General features: G+C 65.7%; 17 protein-coding genes and 2 pseudogenes. 7 read left to right on the top strand and 12 right to left on the bottom strand.

The features are described 5' to 3' along the window. From E4K64_RS31495 to sdhC, 10 genes and pseudogenes are all read right to left on the bottom strand, one after another. Positions 1-317: pseudogene (locus E4K64_RS31495) on the bottom strand (OmpA family protein); the annotation flags it as partial. Positions 318-501: 184 nt separating this feature from the next. Continuing rightward, positions 502-744: a hypothetical protein gene (locus E4K64_RS31500; protein ID WP_164719049.1), complete on the bottom strand. Its 243-nt coding sequence runs from the start codon at positions 742-744 to the stop codon at positions 502-504. Between the two features lie 83 nt (positions 745-827). Then, positions 828-1,214 (bottom strand): VOC family protein, encoded by a 387-nt coding sequence (locus E4K64_RS31505; protein WP_135166878.1) that lies wholly within the window; start codon positions 1,212-1,214, stop codon positions 828-830. A 24-nt stretch (positions 1,215-1,238) separates the two neighbouring features. Beyond that, a complete protein-coding gene (locus E4K64_RS31510) occupies positions 1,239-2,063 on the bottom strand; it encodes an FkbM family methyltransferase (RefSeq protein WP_167772358.1) in 825 nt (274 codons plus the stop codon). A gap of 224 nt (positions 2,064-2,287) precedes the next feature. Next, on the bottom strand, positions 2,288-4,240 hold the full coding sequence (locus tag E4K64_RS31515) for an ABC transporter ATP-binding protein/permease (protein WP_135166879.1): 1,953 nt from the start codon (positions 4,238-4,240) through the stop codon (positions 2,288-2,290). Between the two features lie 52 nt (positions 4,241-4,292). Then, on the bottom strand, positions 4,293-6,458 hold the full coding sequence (locus E4K64_RS31520) for a hybrid sensor histidine kinase/response regulator (protein ID WP_135166880.1): 2,166 nt from the start codon (positions 6,456-6,458) through the stop codon (positions 4,293-4,295). A 189-nt stretch (positions 6,459-6,647) separates the two neighbouring features. Further along, the gene (locus E4K64_RS31525; protein WP_126261346.1) at positions 6,648-7,430 is read right to left on the bottom strand and encodes a succinate dehydrogenase iron-sulfur subunit; all 783 of its coding nucleotides are present in this window, start codon (positions 7,428-7,430) and stop codon (positions 6,648-6,650) included. 24 nt (positions 7,431-7,454) lie between these two features. Beyond that, positions 7,455-9,290 carry a succinate dehydrogenase flavoprotein subunit gene (gene sdhA, locus E4K64_RS31530; RefSeq protein WP_135166881.1) on the bottom strand — a complete coding sequence of 612 codons (1,836 nt, stop codon included), beginning with the start codon at positions 9,288-9,290 and terminating at the stop codon, positions 7,455-7,457. Between the two features lie 3 nt (positions 9,291-9,293). Further along, positions 9,294-9,710, bottom strand: a complete 417-nt coding sequence (gene sdhD / locus E4K64_RS31535) for a succinate dehydrogenase, hydrophobic membrane anchor protein (RefSeq protein ID WP_135166882.1) — start codon at positions 9,708-9,710, stop codon at positions 9,294-9,296. Continuing rightward, positions 9,707-10,105 (bottom strand): succinate dehydrogenase, cytochrome b556 subunit, encoded by a 399-nt coding sequence (sdhC, locus tag E4K64_RS31540; protein ID WP_028133330.1) that lies wholly within the window; start codon positions 10,103-10,105, stop codon positions 9,707-9,709. Before sdhC ends, sdhD begins: the two co-directional genes overlap by 4 nt. Positions 10,106-10,485: 380 nt before the next feature. Here sdhC and E4K64_RS41785 point away from each other — a divergent pair. Further along, positions 10,486-10,662: pseudogene (locus E4K64_RS41785) on the top strand (sulfite exporter TauE/SafE family protein); the annotation flags it as partial. Positions 10,663-10,836: 174 nt separating this feature from the next. On the opposite strand, the gene E4K64_RS31550 reads toward E4K64_RS41785, so the two are convergent. Next, positions 10,837-12,366: a malonate--CoA ligase gene (locus E4K64_RS31550; protein WP_135166883.1), complete on the bottom strand. Its 1,530-nt coding sequence runs from the start codon at positions 12,364-12,366 to the stop codon at positions 10,837-10,839. Positions 12,367-12,452: 86 nt separating this feature from the next. Here E4K64_RS31550 and E4K64_RS31555 point away from each other — a divergent pair, with 86 nt between their 5' ends. The 4 genes from E4K64_RS31555 to E4K64_RS31570 all read left to right on the top strand — a co-directional run bounded on the left by E4K64_RS31555 (position 12,453) and on the right by E4K64_RS31570 (position 15,765). Beyond that, on the top strand, positions 12,453-13,214 hold the full coding sequence (locus tag E4K64_RS31555; RefSeq protein WP_135166884.1) for an SDR family oxidoreductase: 762 nt from the start codon (positions 12,453-12,455) through the stop codon (positions 13,212-13,214). Positions 13,215-13,586: 372 nt separating this feature from the next. Beyond that, positions 13,587-14,141 carry a fasciclin domain-containing protein gene (locus E4K64_RS31560; protein WP_135166885.1) on the top strand — a complete coding sequence of 185 codons (555 nt, stop codon included), beginning with the start codon at positions 13,587-13,589 and terminating at the stop codon, positions 14,139-14,141. A 197-nt stretch (positions 14,142-14,338) separates the two neighbouring features. Then, positions 14,339-14,968 (top strand): cytochrome b/b6 domain-containing protein, encoded by a 630-nt coding sequence (locus tag E4K64_RS31565; RefSeq protein WP_135166886.1) that lies wholly within the window; start codon positions 14,339-14,341, stop codon positions 14,966-14,968. A gap of 14 nt (positions 14,969-14,982) precedes the next feature. Then, positions 14,983-15,765, top strand: a complete 783-nt coding sequence (locus E4K64_RS31570; protein ID WP_135166887.1) for a molybdopterin-dependent oxidoreductase — start codon at positions 14,983-14,985, stop codon at positions 15,763-15,765. A gap of 112 nt (positions 15,766-15,877) precedes the next feature. Here E4K64_RS31570 and E4K64_RS31580 read toward each other — a convergent pair whose 3' ends face one another. Next, the gene (locus E4K64_RS31580; RefSeq protein WP_167772359.1) at positions 15,878-17,065 is read right to left on the bottom strand and encodes a YbfB/YjiJ family MFS transporter; all 1,188 of its coding nucleotides are present in this window, start codon (positions 17,063-17,065) and stop codon (positions 15,878-15,880) included. 236 nt (positions 17,066-17,301) lie between these two features. Between E4K64_RS31580 and leuB the strand changes: the two genes are divergently transcribed. Beyond that, positions 17,302-18,414 (top strand): 3-isopropylmalate dehydrogenase, encoded by a 1,113-nt coding sequence (leuB, locus tag E4K64_RS31585; RefSeq protein ID WP_135166890.1) that lies wholly within the window; start codon positions 17,302-17,304, stop codon positions 18,412-18,414. 26 nt (positions 18,415-18,440) lie between these two features. Continuing rightward, positions 18,441-19,091 (top strand): DapH/DapD/GlmU-related protein, encoded by a 651-nt coding sequence (locus E4K64_RS31590; RefSeq protein ID WP_135166891.1) that lies wholly within the window; start codon positions 18,441-18,443, stop codon positions 19,089-19,091. Positions 19,092-19,129 lie beyond the last annotated feature (38 nt).

A 19,129-nucleotide genomic window follows, 5' to 3' on the forward strand; every position in this document is an offset into this window, starting at 1 on the left:
GGTGGTGGCGGCGGCGCCGGACGGGCCGCAGGTGGCGGTGGCGCGGCCGGGCGCGGCGGTGCGGCCGCGGGCGGCGGCGCAGCGGGCGGAGGTGCAGCCGCGGGCGGCGGTGCGGCGGGCCGCGCGGGCGCGGCAGGCGGTGCCGCTGCTGGCGGTCCCTTCGGCGGCTGCTTCGGTTTTCCGTCAGGGCCCGTCTCTTGCGGCTGGGCCTGCGCGACCACGAGCGGCGGCGCACTTTGCGCTTGCGATGCAGAGCCTGCGAATTGCATCGCGGTCAGAGCCGTCGTCGCAAGCAGCACGAAACGAAGATTGGTCATGGTGGTGAACTTCCCCGGAAGGTTCTTTGACGAAGTGTGTTGATGAACAGCTACGCGTTAGGCCGGATTGTGGCGGGCGAAGCGGTCGCGGCGCGATTTATTTCTGCACGGAAATCGACTCACTATGATGACGTTCATTGCGCATTCAGACGCAGCTTGCAATCGCCACGCATGCGATCTCGCTTCACGCGCGATCCTGCGCTGAGCTTGCATCCGTTGCAGGATTGGGCGTGAGCGGGCCGTTCGGTCCGCGCGATGGAATCTCTTCAGGCATGCGGCCCGGCAATTCGTCGGGCCGCGGGGATTCGCCGGGCTCGCGCACCGGCGGCGTGATTTCGGGCTGCGGATTGCCGGGCGGAATTCCCGGCGGCGGCTCGGTCGGCGTGCCGGGTGTCGACGGTGGAATCTCGGGCGGTTCGATCGGCATCGGCATCATCGAGATAGTTGTCCGGAGAAGGACAACGATAATGCCGCGCCGATGTTCCCCTATCGCATCGCGCTGGGTCTGCCCTATCCCGGCGCGTGGCAGACGGCCTCGATGTTGTGACCATCAGGGTCGAGCACGAAGGCGCCATAATAGTTCGCGTGGTAATGCGGTCGGATGCCGGGCGGGCCATTGTCGCGTCCGCCGGCCGCGATCGCCGCCTTGTAGAAGGCATCGACCGTGGCGCGGTCTTCAGCACGAATGGCGATATGCACGGGCTTGTTCATGGCGCCCTCCGCGCCGAACCAGAAGTCCGGCTTGCCGTCGGCGCCGAAGCCTGCGGCCGCAGCGTGCCCGGTCTGCTCGGCCGTCACTTCCATGATCAGGCCGTAGCCGAGCGGCGCCAGCGCCTTGATGTAGAAGGTTTTCGCGCGCTCGTAGTCGGAGACCGAGAATCCCAGGTGATCAATCATCGTCATTCTCCCAGTTCGTCGTCTTCAGCGTGACAGGAACGTATTGCTTCGTGTCTTACGCAAGATCGTAAAGCCGCGTGCGACCATGTCGGCGATACAATCCTGCTGCCATTCGTCCTGTGACAGGTGCTCGATCACCACCGCGCTCGGCCACAGCGACGGCGGCGCGTCGCGGAAGAAGCCGATCAGCACGCGGTCTTCAAAACCCTCGACGTCGATCTTGAGCGAATCGATCTGGGTGACGCCGGCCTCGTCGAGGATGCGCGTCAGCCGCAGCGACGGCACTTTGATCGCGTCGGTGCCGGCGGTGCCGGTGACAACGTGGGTGGCGCCGAGATTGCCGCCGCCGCTCTCGATCATCAGCTCGCCGTCGCTGTCGCCGGCCGCGGCCTGCACCAGGCGCACCTGCGCAGCTTTCGACGCGGCCTGATTGAAGGAAAGCCGTCCAAACGTCAGTGGGTGCGGCTCGATCGCGATCACCTTGCCCGTGCTGCCGACCTGTTGCGCCATCACCAGCGCGAACGTGCCGACATTGGCGCCGACATCGACGAACACGCCGCCCGAACGGGTGTGCTGGCGCAGGAAGTCGAGCTCGTCGAGATTGTAATCGGGATTGAACAATGCGCCGCGCTCGGTCGCGCTGCCCTGGTGATAGAGCCGGAACGAGGCGCCCTGATATTGCACGTCGACAGGGCCGCTCCGCAGCAGGTTCACCAGCCGCGACATCCACGGGCGGAACGCGCCGCGCTTCAGCCCCGATTGCGTCGCGAGGCGAATGATCGCGGCCTGCGCCGCGTTCGGCGCAAACGCGCCGAACGGCGCGGACGAAGGGGCATTGTCGGTCGTCAAGCAGCAGATCCTCGTTGCAGGCGGCGCATGAATAGCCGGTTTTGAGGAGGCCCACAATTTCGGTGTCGTCCCGGACAAGCGTCAGCGCCGATCCGGGACCCATAGTCACAGGCCGTGGTCGGGACGCGAGACGCCCACTCCGAGTCTTCGTCAAACTTGTCCCTGTGGGTATGGATCCCGGATCTGCGCTCCGCTTCGCTGCGCTTGTCCGGGACGACAGTGGCTCATGCGGCCTTCTTCGGCGCCTTGCGCTGCCGCAGGAATCGCCCGAGCAGCCGGCGCCTGCCCTTGCGCGGGATCAGGTCGATGTCGCTGACGAGCTTGGCGCCGCCCTTGCGGCGCTCCAGCACGATCTTGCGGCTGTGGAAGGCCTCGAGCTCCGCGCGATGCGCGACGCTGACGATGGTCGCCTTCGGCAGCTCGTCGGTGACCAGCTTCATCATCCTGTCCTGGCTCTTTTCGTCGAGCGCCGAGGTCGCCTCGTCGAGCACGACGATGTCGGGGTTGTGCAGCAGGAGCCGCGCGAAGGCGAGGCGCTGCTTCTCGCCGCCCGACAGGGTCTGGTCCCAGGGACCTTCCTCCTCGATCTTCTCCTTGAGATGATCGAGCCCGACCTTGTGCAGGGCTTCGCCGATCTCGTCCACGGTCCAGTGATCGGCGGCGCCGGGATAGGCGACGGCGCGGCGCAGCGACCCCGAGGGCACGTAAGGCCGCTGCGGCAGCATGAACAGCCGCCGGTCGGGATGAAAGTTCACGCTGCCGCCGCCCCAGGGCCAGAGGCCGGCGATGGCACGCACCAGCGTGCTCTTGCCGGTGCCGGATTCGCCGGCGACCAAGAGCCGCTCGCCGGGCTCGATCACCACTTCGGTCTCGCCGACCACCGCGGTGCCGTCATCGAGCGTGACCGAGAGATCCTTCATCTCCAGCATGGCGTCGTTGCGCGTCTCGCCGCGCTTGATGCGGCCAAGACCATCGCCCTGCTCGGCGCGCTCGAGGCCGTCGAGCGACATCATCAGCGAGGCGATGCGGCGCGCGCAGGCGTTCCAGTCGGCGAGCCGCGGATAATTGTCGACCAGCCAGCCGAACGCGCTCTGCACGATGGTGAAGGCGGAGGCCGCCTGCATCACCTGTCCCAGCGTCATGCTGCCGTCGAGGAATTTCGGCGCGCAGAGCAGGAGAGGAACCACGGGCGCAACGAGGCTCGAGCCCTGCGACACCAGCGTGGTGCGCATGTGCTGGCCCGCGAGCCGCGCCCATTGCCGGATCACGCTGGTGAAGTTGCGGTCGATGCCGTCGCGCTCCTCCTCCTCGCCGCCGAGCAGCGCGATGCTCTCGCCGTTCTCGCGCACGCGCGTCAGCGTGTAGCGGAAATCGGCTTCGGCCTGGTTCTTGTCCTCGGACACCTGCACGAAGCGGCGGCCGATCACCAGGATGGAGCTCGAGGCGATTGCGGCATAGAGCATCGCGGCGATGACGAGGAAGCCCGGAATGGTGATGCTCGTGCCGCCGAGCGTGACGGTGAGCGCGCCGCCGATGGTCCAGAGCACGACGATGAAGGTCGCCGCCGACAGCAGCGCCGAGGTGACGCCGGCAAGGAAATCGACCGGCGAATCGGTCGCGATGCGCAAATCCTCCGCGATCCGGTATTCGGGGTTTTCGTGATCGCCGCCGACGAGATTGAGCTGGTAGTAACGTCCGCTGGCGAGCCACCGCGTCAGCACGCTCGCCGTCAGCCAGGCCCGCCAGCGCCGCTGAATGCCCATCCGCGCGAACACCTGCGCCACGCCGAGCACGATGCTGCCGATCGCGAGCGGAAAGAACATCGCGGTGAGATGGAAGACGCTGGCCGCATCGCGCTTTTCGATCGCATCGAAGATCGCGCGGTTCCAGACATTGATGCCGTACTGGAAGCCGACGGTGAGAATGATCAATAGGCCGAGGCCGATCGAGAACGGCCAGGCGAGGCGGTCGCCGCTGCGTCCCCAGAAGCCGCGCGCGCTGATCCAGAACCGCGTCAGCAGATAATCCTTGCGGGCCTGCTCGGCCTCCTCGGGCGATAGCTCCGGATCGGGCTCGAGCAGCTCCGGCGGTGGCGGTTCGATCTCGTCGCCGTTCTCGCCCTTGATCCCGACGATCGGCGGCTGGTGCTGTTCGCGCTTGGCGGCCGGCTTGTCCATGCGCGGACAACGCGAGAGAAATCAACCGGTTCCCTCGGGTTCCCAGAGCGGTCTATTCGGCGGCACCGTCCCTGACGCGCCGGATCCGGGCTGCGCGATGCAGAACGCGCGACAATTCCTCGATCGAATAGGGTTTTTGCACCAGATCGAAGCCGGTCACGCCCTCTTGCGACAGGGCCTGGCTGTAGCCTGTGGTCAGCACCACCGGCACGTCGATGCCGCGGTCGCAGATGGCCTGCGCCAGATCGAGCCCGGTCATCCCCGGCATCACCACGTCCGAGAACACGACGTCGAAGCGGTCCGCATCCAGGACGAGCTCCGCGAGGGCGTCGGTCGCATTGTCGACCAGCGTGATGCTGTAGCCGAGCTCGGTGAGGCCATCGGCGGCGAAATTGGCAAGCTCGATATTGTCCTCGACCACCAGCACCGACATGCCGCTGCCGGCCACCGCCGGCGCGGTGTTGGGCGCCTGCCGCTGCGGCAGCAGCTCCGGCGGCACGCGCGGCAGATAGAGCGAGAAGGTGCTGCCGTGCCCCACCTCGCTCGTGACCGTCACCTCGCCGCCGGATTGCCGGGCGAAGCCGAACACCTGGGACAGGCCAAGGCCGGTGCCGTGGCCGACCTGCTTGGTGGTGAAGAACGGCTCGAAGATGCGCCCCAATCGGGCGGCGGGAATGCCAATGCCGGTGTCGCTGACGGTGACGCTGACGAAGCCATGGTTGGCCGAGCTCTGGCTGCCCAAGTGCTGGCTGCCCGCGCCCGCCAGCGTGTCCGGAACGGTGGTCGCGGGCTCGACCTTGAAGGTGATCCTGCCCTTGCCCTGCATGGCGTCGCGCGCATTGGTTGCCATGTTGATCAGCGCTGTCTCGAACTGGCCGGCATCGGCACGGACGAGGCAGGGCTCGGCGGGCAGGCGCATGGCGATCTCGATGGCCGGGCCGAGCAGGGGCGCAAGCATGTCGCGCAGCGACTGCATCCGTTCGCCGACGTCGAACACCTCCGGCTTCAGGGTCTGACGCCGCGCAAAGGCGAGCAGCTGCGAGGTCAGCTTGGCCGCGCGGCCCACGGCGTCCGCAATGGCCGTGATGTAGCGCTGGCGCCGCTCCTCCGTCAGTTGCGGCCGGTTCAAGAGGTCGACGGAAGCGCGGATCACCGTCAGCAGATTGTTGAAATCGTGCGCGACGCCGCCGGTGAGCTGTCCGAGCGCCTCCAGGCGCTGGCTATGCTTGAGCGCCTCCTCGGCCTCGCGCCGCTTGGCGGCTTCGGCCTGAATCTGCTGGGTACGCCGCAACGCCAGCGCCAGCAGCAGAAACAGCAGCGCGGTGGCGGGAAGGCCGAACACCAGATGCTGGCCTATCGTGGCCAGCCAGCGCGCGCGGATCGCCGAGGTCTCGAGCCCGGCGCTGACATAGATCGGATATTCCGCGACGCGCCGGTAGCCGATCCGACGCTCGATCCCGTCCGACGGCCAGGCGATGGTGATGAGGCCGTGCTCGGGGCGCGCCGCGATCTGGCGGCCCACCGGTCCGGTCGGATCGAGCCGAAGGTCGCGGTCGAGCCGCGGGAAATGCGTGAGCATCGCGCCGTCGGTGCGGCCCATCGCGAAGAAGCTGCCGGGATCCGATCCGATGCGGGCGTAGAAGCTCTCGAAATATTCGGGGAGGACCGAGGCCTGGATCACCCCGATGAAGCGGCCGTCGTCGGAATCGCGGCGGCGGCTCATTCCGAAGAAGCGCGCGCCCTGGTAGGGCGGACGCGGCGTCAAGGCGATGCCGATGAACGTGCCGATGGCCTGGTCGACATGGGCGTAGAAATAGTCGCGGTCCGCAAAGCTCAGCTCCGGCGGCGGCGAGACGAGGCTGTTGACCAGCGCCTTTCCGTCCGCGTCGAAGATCCAGGCCGATTTCAGCTGTGGCAGCGAATCGGTCAGCCGCTTCAGGCGGCGGTGCAGCGCCGGCTCGCGCGCGCGGATGGTGTCGTCGGACAGGCCGCGGACCACCTCGTTGAGCTCGGCCAGGCTGCGATCGATGGTCTCGAACACCTTGAGCGCGTGCTCATGCGCGACGTCGAGCGTGCGCTCGATCTCCCGGTCGGCGATGTCCCTGGTCGAGGTGTAGGAGATCGTGGCCGCGATCGCGAACAGCGCAACCGGCAGCGCCAGGGATGCCGCCATCATCCACTGCAACAGCCTCAGCGAGTTGCGTTGCGCCCTCTGCACAGTCGCTCCGTCCCTGACGGCAGCTTAACTGAATCTCGCGCGAGGAAGGAAGCAGCTTGTGCGGGAACCGCAGGTTGTGATCAGAAAAATTTGCACGCCCCGCGGGCCGGAGAAAATTCTACTCGAATTGACCGCGATCTCGGACCGTCCCGGCCGGTCCGGCCGGAACGCGAAGCATGAACGTCGTCTTCAGACCTGGCGCTCGACCATCTTGAGCTTGAGCTCGGCGATGGCTTCGGCGGGGTTGAGTCCCTTCGGGCAGGCCTTGGCGCAGTTCATGATAGTGTGGCAGCGATAGAGCCGGAACGGATCCTCGAGATTGTCGAGCCGCTCGCCGGTCGCTTCATCGCGCGAATCGGACACCCAGCGGTTGGCCTGGAGCAGCGCGGCGGGGCCGAGATAGCGTTCGCTGTTCCACCAATAGCTCGGGCACGAGGTCGAGCAGCAGGCGCACAGGATGCATTCGTAGAGGCCGTCGAGCTTCTCGCGGTCCTCGTGGCTCTGGCGCCATTCCTTCTGCGGCGTCGGCGAGGTGGTCTTCAGCCACGGCTCGACCGAGGCGTATTGCGCGTAGAAATTGGTGAGGTCGGGGACAAGGTCCTTCACCACCGGCTGATGCGGCAGCGGATTGATCTTCACCGCGCCGTCCTTCACGTCGTGCATCGAGCGGGTGCAGGCCAGCGTGTTCTGGCCGTCGATGTTCATGGCGCAGGAGCCGCAGACGCCTTCGCGGCAGGAGCGGCGGAAGGTCAGCGACGGGTCGATGTGGTTCTTGATCCAGATCAGGCCGTCCAGCACCATCGGGCCGCAATCGTTGGTGTCGACGTAATAGGTGTCGACGCTCGGATTCTTGCCGTCGTCCGGATTCCAGCGATAGACCCGGAATTCGCGCAGCTCGGTCGCGCCCGGGGGCTTCGGCCAGGTCTTGCCGCCGGAAATCTTGGAGTTCTTCGGAAGTGCGAATTCAACCATTTCGATAAGGCCTTCGCTGTTCGCTCAGTACACGCGCGCCTTCGGCGGGATGTACTGCACGTCGTTGGTCATGGTGTAGTCGTGGACCGGGCGGTAGTCGATCTTGACCTTGCCGGCATCGTCGAGCCAGGCCAGGGTGTGCTTCATCCAGTTCTTGTCGTCGCGTTCGGAGAAGTCCTCGCGGGCATGCGCGCCGCGGCTCTCGGTGCGGTTGGCGGCCGAGTTCATCGTCACCACCGCCTGCACGATCAGGTTGTCGAACTCCAGCGTCTCGACGAGGTCGGAATTCCACACCAGCGAGCGGTCGGACACGGCGATGTCGGTGATGCCGCTGTGGACCTTCGCAATCAGGTTCTGGCCTTCGCTCAACACCTCGCCGGTGCGGAACACCGCGCAATTGTTCTGCATCACGTGCTGCATGCCTTCGCGCAGCTTTGCGGTCGGGGTGCCGCCGGAGGCGTAGCGGTAATGATCGAGACGGCTGAGCGCCTTGTCCGCCGAGTTCGCCGGCAGTTCCGGTTGCTCGGCGTTGGGCGTCAGCTTCTCGGCGCAGCGCAGCGCCGCGGCGCGGCCGAACACGACGAGGTCGATCAGCGAGTTGGAGCCGAGCCGGTTGGCGCCATGCACGGAGACGCAGGCTGCTTCGCCCAACGCCATCAGGCCGGGAACCACGGCATTGTCGTCGCCGTCCCTCTTGGTCAACACTTCGCCGTGGTAGTTGGTGGGAATGCCGCCCATGTTGTAGTGCGTGGTCGGCACGATCGGGATCGGCTCGCGCGTCACGTCGACATTGGCGAAGATCTTTGCGGACTCGGAGATGCCGGGCAGCCGCTCGGCCAGCACCGCGGGATCGAGATGGTCGAGATGCAGGAAGATGTGGTCCTTCTTCTTGCCGACGCCGCGCCCCTCGCGGATCTCGATGGTCATCGCCCGCGAGACGACGTCGCGCGAGGCGAGGTCCTTGGCCGACGGCGCATAGCGCTCCATGAAGCGCTCGCCCTCGGAATTGACGAGGTAGCCGCCTTCGCCGCGCGCGCCCTCGGTGACGAGGCAGCCCGCGCCGTAGATGCCGGTCGGGTGGAACTGGACGAACTCCATGTCCTGGAGCGGCAGGCCGGCACGCAGCACCATGCCGCCACCGTCGCCGGTGCAGGTATGGGCCGAGGTGCAGGAGGCGTAGACGCGGCCATAGCCGCCGGTCGCCAGGATCGTGGTCTGGGCGCGGAAGCGATGCAGCGTGCCGTCGTCGAGCTTGAGCGCGATCACGCCGCGGCAGGCGCCCTGGTCGTCCATGATCAGGTCGATGGCGAAGAACTCGATGAAGAACTCGGCCGCGTGGCGCAGCGACTGGCCGTACATCGTGTGCAGCATGGCGTGGCCGGTACGGTCGGCGGCGGCGCAGGTGCGCTGCGCCTGACCCTTGCCGAAGTCCATGGTCATGCCGCCGAACGGACGCTGATAGATCTTGCCGTCTTCGGTGCGCGAGAACGGCACGCCCCAATGCTCGAGCTCGTAGACCGCCGCGGGCGCGTTGCGCACCATGTATTCGATCGCGTCCTGGTCCCCCAGCCAGTCCGACCCCTTCACGGTGTCGTACATGTGCCAGCGCCAGTCGTCCTTGTGCATGTTGCCGAGCGAGGCGGAGATGCCGCCCTGCGCCGCGACGGTGTGCGACCGGGTCGGGAACACCTTGGTGATGCAGGCCGTGCGCAGGCCGGCCTCGCTGCAGCCGACGACGGCGCGCAGGCCCGCGCCGCCGGCGCCGACCACGACGACGTCGTAGGTGTGGTCTTCGATCGGATAGGCTTTGCCGTTGGTGGCGGGAGCGCCGTTGCCCGAGCCATTCGTTGTGGTGGCCATGGGTTACACTCCGGAGGACAGTTTCAGGATCGCGTAGGTCGAGGCGAGCGCCACGGCGACCGAGAAGAAGTTGTTGAGCATGATCGAGACGAGCTTCAGCTTCTCGTTATGGACGTAGTCCTCGATCACCACCTGCATGCCGATCTTCATGTGCCAGGCGCTGGCGAAGATGAACAGCAGCAGGATCACCGCGACGGGAATCGAGCTGAGGATCTGCGCCGCGCCGACCTGGTTGCGGCCGAGCAGCATCATGATGATCACCAGCACCGGGATCATCAGCAGCGTCATGGCGACGCCGGTGATGCGCTGGCGCCAGAAATCGGACGTGCCCGAATGCGCCGCGCCGAGATTGCGGACGCGGCCGAGCGGGGTCCGCATCGAGGAACGCTTCGGAGAGCCGTGGGATTCGTCGAAACTCATCGTCCGCCTCCGATCGCATAGGCGATGATCCAGACCAGCACGGTCAGCGCGATGCCGCCGATCAGCGCGCCCCAGGTCAGCGCCTCCCGCTCGTTGGCCTTGAAACCGTAGCCGAGGTCCCAGACGAAATGCCGGATGCCGCTGAGCATGTGGTGCATCAGCGCCCAGGTGTAGCCGAACACGATCAGCCGGCCGATGATGCTGCCGGCGAAGGCCTGGACATGGGCATAGGCGGCCGGGCCGGAGGCCGCCGCAACCAGCCACCAGACCAGCAGCAGCGTGCCGACGTAAAGGGCGATGCCGGTGGCGCGATGGACGATGGACAGCGCCATCGTCAACGTCCAGCGGTAGACTTGCATGTGTGGCGAGAGCGGTCGTTCGATCCGTGCGGTCATGGGCTTTGATGTTGTATTGCGGCCCAACAGGGGGCGCGCGGGGATCGGAAAGGTCGGCTCTATTTACGGAGTCGATTTGGCCCGCGCAATCACCAATTCGCCATAAATCGAACGGTCGTTCAGCTCTAGAGCGTTGATGATGCAAGGCCAATCAGGGCCTTGGTATACCAGCACGTTCGTCCGCCAAGGAAGTAATGAATATATAATCATTTATTGTGAGCAGAGCGGGGTCCGTTGAAATTACTATTGGAACGCATCTAAACGGGTCCCGCCGCGAAGCCTGGCTGGTCGCCCAGCCGTGGCGCCAACCCACGCCGGCGCACGCTATTCGGTGTCCCGCGCGACCGGGGTTTGGATATGCGCACGCTGCATTCCACCCGCTCGGTTACGTCTCGCTGATCGGCGCCGTGCTGGTGATGCCGATGAGCCTCGTCACCGCGCCGCTGGGCGTGAGAGCGGCGCATGCGATGTCGAAGCGCAGGCTGGAAGTGGCGTTCGGCTGCTATCTGTTCATCGTCGGCAGCCGGTTTGTAATGAGTTTGCTGGGCGGGCAGTGATAGTTCGGGGCGCGACGCCCTACGCACTCAGTGTCATTCCCCGCGAAGGCGGGGAATCCAGTATTCCAGAGATCACAGTGATTGAAACGAGAAGCCGCGGCGTACTGGATGCCCCGCCTTCGCGGGGCATGACGGCGACGGTGTGGCGCAGTTTTGCCTGACGTCCGCGCCCCCTCACTTCTTCGCGTAAATATCCTTGTACGTCTCGCGCAAAATATTCTTCTGCACCTTGCCCATGGTGTTGCGCGGCAGCTCGTCGACGACGAAGACGCGCTTGGGCATCTTGAATTTGGCGAGGCGACCGTCCAGTCCCTTCAGGACCGTGGCTTCGTCGATGCTCGCGCCGGGCTGGCGCACCAGGACCGCGGTGACGCCTTCGCCGAAATCGGCATGCGGCACGCCGATCACGGCGGACTCGATCACGCCCGGCATGGCGTCGATCTCGCTCTCGATCTCCTTGGGGTAGACGTTGAAGCCGCCGGAGATGACCAGATCCTTGCCGCGGCCGAGGATGTGGACGTAGCCCTTGGCGTCGATCTTGCCGAGGTCGCCGGTGATGAAGAAGCCGTCGGGGCGGAATTCGGCCTTGGTCTTCTCCGGCATGCGCCAATAGCCTTTGAAGACGTTCGGCCCCTTCACCTCGATCATGCCGATCTCGTCACGCGGCAATTCTTTCCCCGTTTCGGGCTCGGTCACGCGCACCGAGACGCCGGGGAGGGGGAAGCCCACGGCGCCGGGCACGCGCTCGCCGTCATAGGGGTTCGACGTGTTCATGTTGGTCTCGGTCATGCCGTAGCGCTCGAGCACCGCGTGCCCGGTGCGCGCCGACCATTCGCGATGGGTCTCGGCCAGCAGCGGCGCCGAGCCCGAGATGAACAGCCGCATGTGCTTGGTCGTCTCGTGCGACAGCGCCGGATTTTGCAGCAGCCGCGTGTAGAAGGTCGGCACGCCCATCAGCACGGTGGCGCGCGCCATCAGCTTGATGATCAGGTCCGGATCGAGCTTGGGCAGGAAGATCATCGACGCCCGCGCGAACAGCGTCACGTTGGTCGCCACGAACAGCCCATGGGTGTGGTAGATCGGCAGCGCGTGGATCAAGACGTCCTTGTCGGTGAAGCGCCAGTAATCGACCAGCGAGAGCGAGTTCGAGGCGAGATTGTCGTGGCTGAGCATCGCGCCCTTGGAGCGGCCGGTCGTGCCCGAGGTGTAGAGGATCGCGGCGAGATCGTCGTTTGCCCGCGGCACCGTGGTGAACTCGCTGCTGGCCTTGTCGGCAGCCTCGGTCAGCGAGCCCTTGCCGTCGGGGCCGAGTGTCTCGACCCTGGCCTTCACCTTGGCCGCGATCGGGGCGAGGCCTTCGGCCTTGGCGGGATCGCACACCACCAGCGATGGCTCGGCGTCGCCGATGAAATAGTCGAGCTCGTTCAGCGTATAGGCGGTGTTGAGCGGCAGATAGACCGCGCCGGCCCGCACCGTGCCGAGATACAGCACGATGTTGGCGACGGACTTCTCCACCTGCACTGCGACGCGGTCGCCCGGCTTCACGCCGCGCGCGACCAGCACGTTCGCCATCTGCCCCGCCCGCGCGATCAGATCGCCATAGCTGATATGGACGCCGTCATGCGTCTCGATCGCGAGGCGCTTGGAATCGTCGAGGCCATCGAACAGGCGGGAAAACAGGTTGGCGTCGGCAGCTTGGTTCATGCAACATTCCTCGCCGGCAGAGGCCGGTCAAAACCGAGGGCTGGATTAGCAAAAACCGCCCCGATGAAGCAACGGAGACAGTTTGCATGACCAAGAACGGGAAACGCGTGGCCTGGGTCACGGGCGGCGGCAGCGGGATCGGGGAAGCCGGCGCCGAGGCGTTGGCTGCCGACGGCTGGACGGTGGTGGTCTCGGGCCGCCGCAAGGATGCCCTGGATACCGTGGTTGCCAGGATCACCGGGGTGGGCGGAGCGGCCGAGGCCATTGCGCTCGACGTCTCCAATGCGGCCGAGGCCCAGAAGGCGGCCGATCAGATCGTCGCAAAGCACGGCCGCATCGACCTCCTCGTCAACAATGCCGGCATCAATGTCCCCAAGCGCAGCTGGAAGGACATGGAACTGGAAGGCTGGGACAAGCTGGTCCAGGTCAATCTCAATGGCGTGCTCTATTGCATGCGCGCCGTGCTGCCGACGATGCGCAAGCAGCAGGACGGCGCGATCATCAACGTCTCGTCCTGGGCCGGCCGCCACGTCTCGAAGATGCCGGGCCCGGCCTACACCACCACCAAGCATGCGGTGCTGGCGCTGACCCATTCCTTCAACATGGACGAATGCGTCAACGGCCTGCGCGCCTGCTGCCTGATGCCGGGCGAGGTCGCGACGCCGATCCTGGAGCTGCGCCCGGTGGTGCCGAGCAAGGAGGAGCAGGCGAAGATGCTGCAACCGGAAGACCTCGGCCGCACCATCGCATTCATCGCCAGCATGCCGGCGCGCGTTTGCATCAACGAAGTGCTGATCAGCCCGACGCACAATCGCGGCTTCATCCAGACGCCGAACAACAGGGATTGAGACGCGGCGCGCGCCTCATATTCGGTGTCGTCCCCACGAACGCGGGGACCCATAACCACAGGGAGAAATTGTCGCGCACAACGGGTCACTCCGAGTCTTCGCCAAACTGCTCCCTGTGCGTATGGGTCCCGGATCTGCGCTGCGCTTGTCCGGGACGACAGCGGAGTGCGTGGCGCCCGCGACGTCACACGGACGCGCCTCCCCATAGTTTCACGCATCACAAAGAATTTTTCTCCGAAACCGCAACCCAAACCCTCCCGTAGCTCGGTCCAACGACGGCGCTGCTGCATCACTCCAAACTGTCGCAGCTGCCGTTGTTGCCCCAACTCAACGCCGGCCATCGCCGGTACCAATTCAATCGGGAGATTCTCCATGTCGAAGCGCCTTGCCTATCTCGCTGCCGCCGCCTTCAGCGCCCTGGCCATCACCGCGACCGTCGTCGCGCCCGTGAGCGCCGAGGAGAAGACCGTCATGGTCGGCGGCGCCGCGATGTTCCCCTCGAAGAACATCGTCCAGAACGCGGTCAATTCGAAGGACCACACCACGCTGGTGGCGGCGGTGAAGGCCGCCGGCCTGGTGCCGACGCTGGAAAGCAAGGGCCCGTTCACGGTGTTCGCGCCGACCAACGCCGCCTTCGGCAAGCTGCCGGCCGGCACCGTCGACAATCTGGTCAAGCCTGAGAACAAGGCCACGCTGACCAAGATCCTCACCTACCATGTCGTGCCCGGCAAGCTCGAGGCCGCCGACCTCACCGACGGCAAGAAGCTGAAGACCGCCGAGGGCGAGGAGCTGACGGTCAAGAAGATGGACGGCAAGGTCTGGATCGTCGATGCCAAGGGCGGCACCTCGATGGTGACGATCTCCAATGTCAACCAGTCGAACGGCGTCATCCATGTGGTCGACACCGTGCTGATGCCGGCGACGTAACACCACGCGATCCTGTTTCATCCCCGAACAGGATGCTTCGAGACGGCGAGCCGGGGGATGCCCGGCTCGCTTTTTTGTGACCACAATAGCCTCGCGGCATCGATTCGATGGCCGGCAGGGCGTAACGAAAACCGGCGCCCGGGCGTATAATCCCCCGACACACGGTCCCAGGACGGAACGACCAGGACGGAACCATCATGGCGAGCCTCACAGTCACCGACGCGCAGGTCAGGGCTAATCCGGCCAAAGTGATCCAGCCGGCCTGGGTGCGGGTCATGCATTGGATCAACGCCTTTGCCATGATCCTGATGATCCTGTCGGGCTGGCAGATCTACAACGCTTCGCCGCTGTTCGGCTTCACCTTCCCACGCGAATATACGCTGGGCGGCTGGCTCGGCGGCGGCCTGCTCTGGCACTTCGCCGCGATGTGGCTGTTGATGCTCAACGGCCTTGCCTATCTCGTCACCGGCTTCGCCACCGGCCGCTTCCGCAAAAAGCTGCTCCCGATCACCCCGTCAGGGGTGCTGCACGACGTCAGGGCCGCCCTGACCTTCAAGCTCGGCCATGACGATCTCACCGTCTACAATTACGTGCAGCGCCTGCTCTATGCCGGCATCATCGTGGTCGGCGTGCTGATCGTGCTCACGGGGCTCGGCATGTGGAAGCCGGTGCAGCTCTATTACCTTGTCGCGCTGTTCGGCGATTACCCGACCGCACGCTACGTCCATTTCTTCTGCATGGCCGCGATCTGCGCGTTCCTCGTCGTTCACGTCCTGCTCGCGCTGCTGGTGCCGAAGAGCCTGCGCGCCATGATCATCGGCCGCTGATTAGGAGAATTGTGATGGCCAAGCGTCCGTTTCTCATCCCCGGCGTCGACAAGCGGCTCTTGATCAAGGACTCCATCAAGACCATGCCCGACGTCAGCCGCCGCCGCTTCATCGCGGGCGGCGCCAGTCTCGGCGCGCTGACGCTGCTCACCGGCTGCGACGTCGTCGACTCCTCCTCGGCCGAGGAGATGCTGAAGCAGGTCTCGAAATTCAACGACGCGGTGCAGGCCTTCATCTTCAATCCCGACGCGCTGGCGCCGACCTTCCCCGAGAGCGCGATCACGAAACCGTTTCCGTTCAACGCCTATTACGATCTCGACGACGCGCCCGTCGTCTCGGCCGCAGACTGGAAGCTCGAGGTGCGCGGCCTCGTCGACAACAAGAAGTCGTGGACGCTGGACGAGCTCTACAAGCTGCCGCAGGTCACGCAGATCACGCGTCACATCTGCGTCGAGGGCTGGAGCGCGATCGGCAGCTGGACCGGCGCGCCTTTGCGCGATTTCCTCAAGCTGATCGGCGCCGACACGCGCGCGAAATATGTCTGGTTCCAGTGCGCCGACAAGGATGGCTACAATTCGCCCCTGGACATGCGCAGCGCGCTGCATCCGCAGACCCAGATGACGTTCAAATATGCGAACGAGATATTGCCGCGCGCCTACGGCTTCCCCATGAAGATCCGCGTGCCGACCAAGCTCGGCTTCAAGAACCCGAAATACGTGGTCTCGATGGAAGTCACCAACGACTACAAGGGCGGCTATTGGGAAGACCAGGGGTACAATTCGTTCAGCGGGAGTTGATCGAGGCAGTCATTCCGGGGCTCGCGAAGCGAGAGCCCGGAATCCATCGGGCCGCAGTACCGGTGGATGAATGGATTCCGGGTTCGCGCTACGCGCGCCCCGGAATGACAATCTAGCCCGGTCCCACCTTCCGCTGGCACAGTGCCGCCACCGCGCCCAGCGCCAGCAGCGCCGCCGATACGTTGAGCGCGTAGCTCAAGCTTCCCAGCGCATCCGTGATCGCGCCGACCACGATCGGCCCCAGTGTCTGGCCGACGCCGAACGAGATCGTCATCGCCGCGATCGCGGTCGGCCACACCTCCGGCGGATAGTTGAAGCGCACGAAGGCGGTGGTCGAGCCGACCACGGCGAAGAAGGCGACGCCGAACACGATCGCCGAGACCGCAAGCCAAGCCGGCGAATGCCCGAGCATCGGCAAGGCCGCAGCCAATGCGTTGGTGCCGAGGATGATGGCGGTGGCGAGCCCGCCGCGATCGAGCGCAAGCACGCCGCGCCAGGCCCAGGGCGTGACGAAGGCGCTCAGACCAATGAGGCCCCAAAATCCCGCCTGCGCCGCGGCCCCGCCGCCGCCGTCGCGCACATAGGCGATCATGAAGGTCATGTAGGCGATGTAGCCGGCGCCGAACAGGAAGTAGCTCGCGAGGTAGATCAGCACGGGCAGGATCGCGAACGAGGCGTGACCGGCTTCCGAGAAGCGGACATTGCTCTCGATCCGGATCAGGAACAGCGGGATCGTCATCGCAACCGAGAGCAGCGTCAGCGCCCACCACACGATCCACCACGAGCCCGGCCCGAAATATTGCAGCGTGAACGGGGCGATCAGCCCTGAGGACAGAATGCCGATGCCGGGTCCGGCATAGAACAGGCTGAGCAGGAAATTGGCCCGCGCGGGCTGCGACTGGGCAATGGTGGCGGCGAGCGCGCCGCCGGCGACGAAGCCGGCCGCGGCACCGAGGCCCAGCACGAGCCGCGCCAGGCTCAGCGCGACGAAATTCCCCGTCAGCGCGCAAGTCGCGAGCGCGGCAACGCAGGCCAGGGTTCCGCCGCGGATCGCGGCCGACCAGCCGACGCGGTGGATCAGGCGGGACGCTGCAAGCGCGCCCACGAGATAGCCGACGGCGTTGATGGTGTTCATGAATCCGGCCGCCGAGTAGGACCACCCGAGGTCCTCCCGCATGTCGGGCAGCACCAGCGCATAGGCAAAGCGGCCGATGCCGAGGCCGACGGTGGCGGCCAGCGACAGCGTCAGGATCAGCCGCGCGGGATGCGCGTAGGGCGGGGCGCGGTCAGGGGCGTGCAAGGGGGTACTCCGGCGTATCGCAGTGTGGCAGGCCCCGCCCGCCTTGCACAGCCGCACCCCGGCAATGGTGTCTTGCCAAGCGCGCAACGCCGCTCTAGCACTCCGGCCGGCCGTCATTCCGGGGCGCGCGCAGCGCGAGCCCGGAATCCATAACTCCGGCTGGTGGTTATGGATTCCGGGCCCGCGCCAAGGGGCGCGTCCCGGAATGACGAGAGAGGATCAAGAAGGACACGACCATGGCGACCCACAAACTGCTGCTGCTTCCCGGCGACGGTATCGGCCCCGAAGTGATGGGCGAGGTGAAGCGGCTGATCGATTGGCTCAATTCGGCCGGGATCGCCAGCTTCGAGACCGATACCGGCCTTGTCGGCGGCTCCGCCTATGACGCGCACAAGGTGTCGATCTCCGAGGGCGACATGGCCAAGGCGCTTGCCGCCGACGCCATCATCTTCGGCGCGGTCGGCGGCCCGAAATGGGATGCCGTTCCTTACGAGGTGCGCCCGGAAGCCGGCCTCTTGCGCCTGCGCAAGGATCTCGCTCTGTTCGCGAACCTGCGTCCCGCCGTGTGCTATCCGGCGCTGGCCGAGGCCTCGAGCCTGAAGCGCGAGGCGGTCGAGGGCCTCGACATCATGATCGTGCGCGAGCTCACCGGCGGCGTCTATTTCGGCGAGCCCAAGACCATCACCGACCTCGGCAACGGCCAGAAGCGCGCCATCGATACCCAGGTCTACGACACCTATGAGATCGAGCGCATCGGCCGCGTCGCCTTCGAGCTTGCCAGGAAGCGCAAGAACAAGGTGACGTCGATGGAGAAGCGCAACGTCATGAAGTCGGGCGTGCTCTGGAACGAGGTCATGACGGCCGTCCACAAGCGCGAATACCCTGATGTCACGCTCGAGCATCAGCTCGCCGATTCCGGCGGCATGATGCTGGTGAAATGGCCGAAGCAGTTCGACGTCATCGTCACCGACAATCTGTTCGGCGACATGCTGTCCGACATCGCGGCGATGCTGACGGGCTCGCTCGGCATGCTGCCCTCGGCTTCGCTCGGCGAGGTGGATGTGAAGACCAAGAAGCGCAAGGCGCTGTACGAGCCCGTGCACGGCTCGGCCCCTGACATCGCCGGCAAGGGCCTTGCCAATCCGATCGCGATGATCTCGTCCTTCGGCATGGCACTGCGCTATTCCTTCGACATGGGCGCGCTCGCCGACAAGGTCGATGCCGCGATCGCCGCGGTGCTCGCCAGCGGCCTGCGCACCGCCGACATCAAGTCGGAAGGGACGACCGCTGCCTCCACCACGCAGATGGGCGAAGCGATCCTGAAGGAATTGCAGAAGCTGCACGCGTAAGCGATCTGTTTCTCGGAGCCCGCCTCATGGATGCCTCTTCCCGACCCAAGATCGCGGAAACCATCGTCCATGAAACGGTGCGCCTGCGCGAGGCGCAGATCGGGCGTCGTTGCGAGGTGCTCGCCAACACGCGCATCGAATATGCCTCGCTCGGCGACTACTCCTACCTGGGCGAGAATTGCGACGTCGCCGACGCTGTGATCGGCAAGTTCACGGCCATCGCCAATTCGGTGCGGATCGGCGCGCCCAATCATCCGATGGGCCGGCCGTCCCAGCATCGCTTCACCTACTGCCCCGAATATTACGATGCGAGCGCGACGCGTGACCGTGACTTCTTCGCGGAGCGCCGCGGCGACCGCGTCATCGTCGGCAATGACGTCTGGATCGGGCACGCCGCCATCCTGCTGCCTGGCGTGAGCGTCGGCGACGGCGCGGTGATTGCCGCAGGCGCCGTCGTCAGCCGCGATGTCGAGCCCTACACCATCGTCGGCGGCGTTCCCGCGCGTCCCATCCGCAGGCGCTTTGCCGAGTCCGTCGCGGTAAGCCTGCGCCGGATCGCCTGGTGGGATTGGCCGGATGCGCTCATCTTCGAGCGCCTCGGCGATTTCCGCTCCGAGGCGATCGAAGAATTCTGCGGGCGTTACGATCCGGCATTTGCTTCAGCCGCGGAATCGTAGGGCGGCATCGCGAACCAAACGAAAATGGCCGGGCGTGA

Source organism: Bradyrhizobium frederickii (assembly GCF_004570865.1).
Classification (GTDB): domain Bacteria; phylum Pseudomonadota; class Alphaproteobacteria; order Rhizobiales; family Xanthobacteraceae; genus Bradyrhizobium; species Bradyrhizobium frederickii.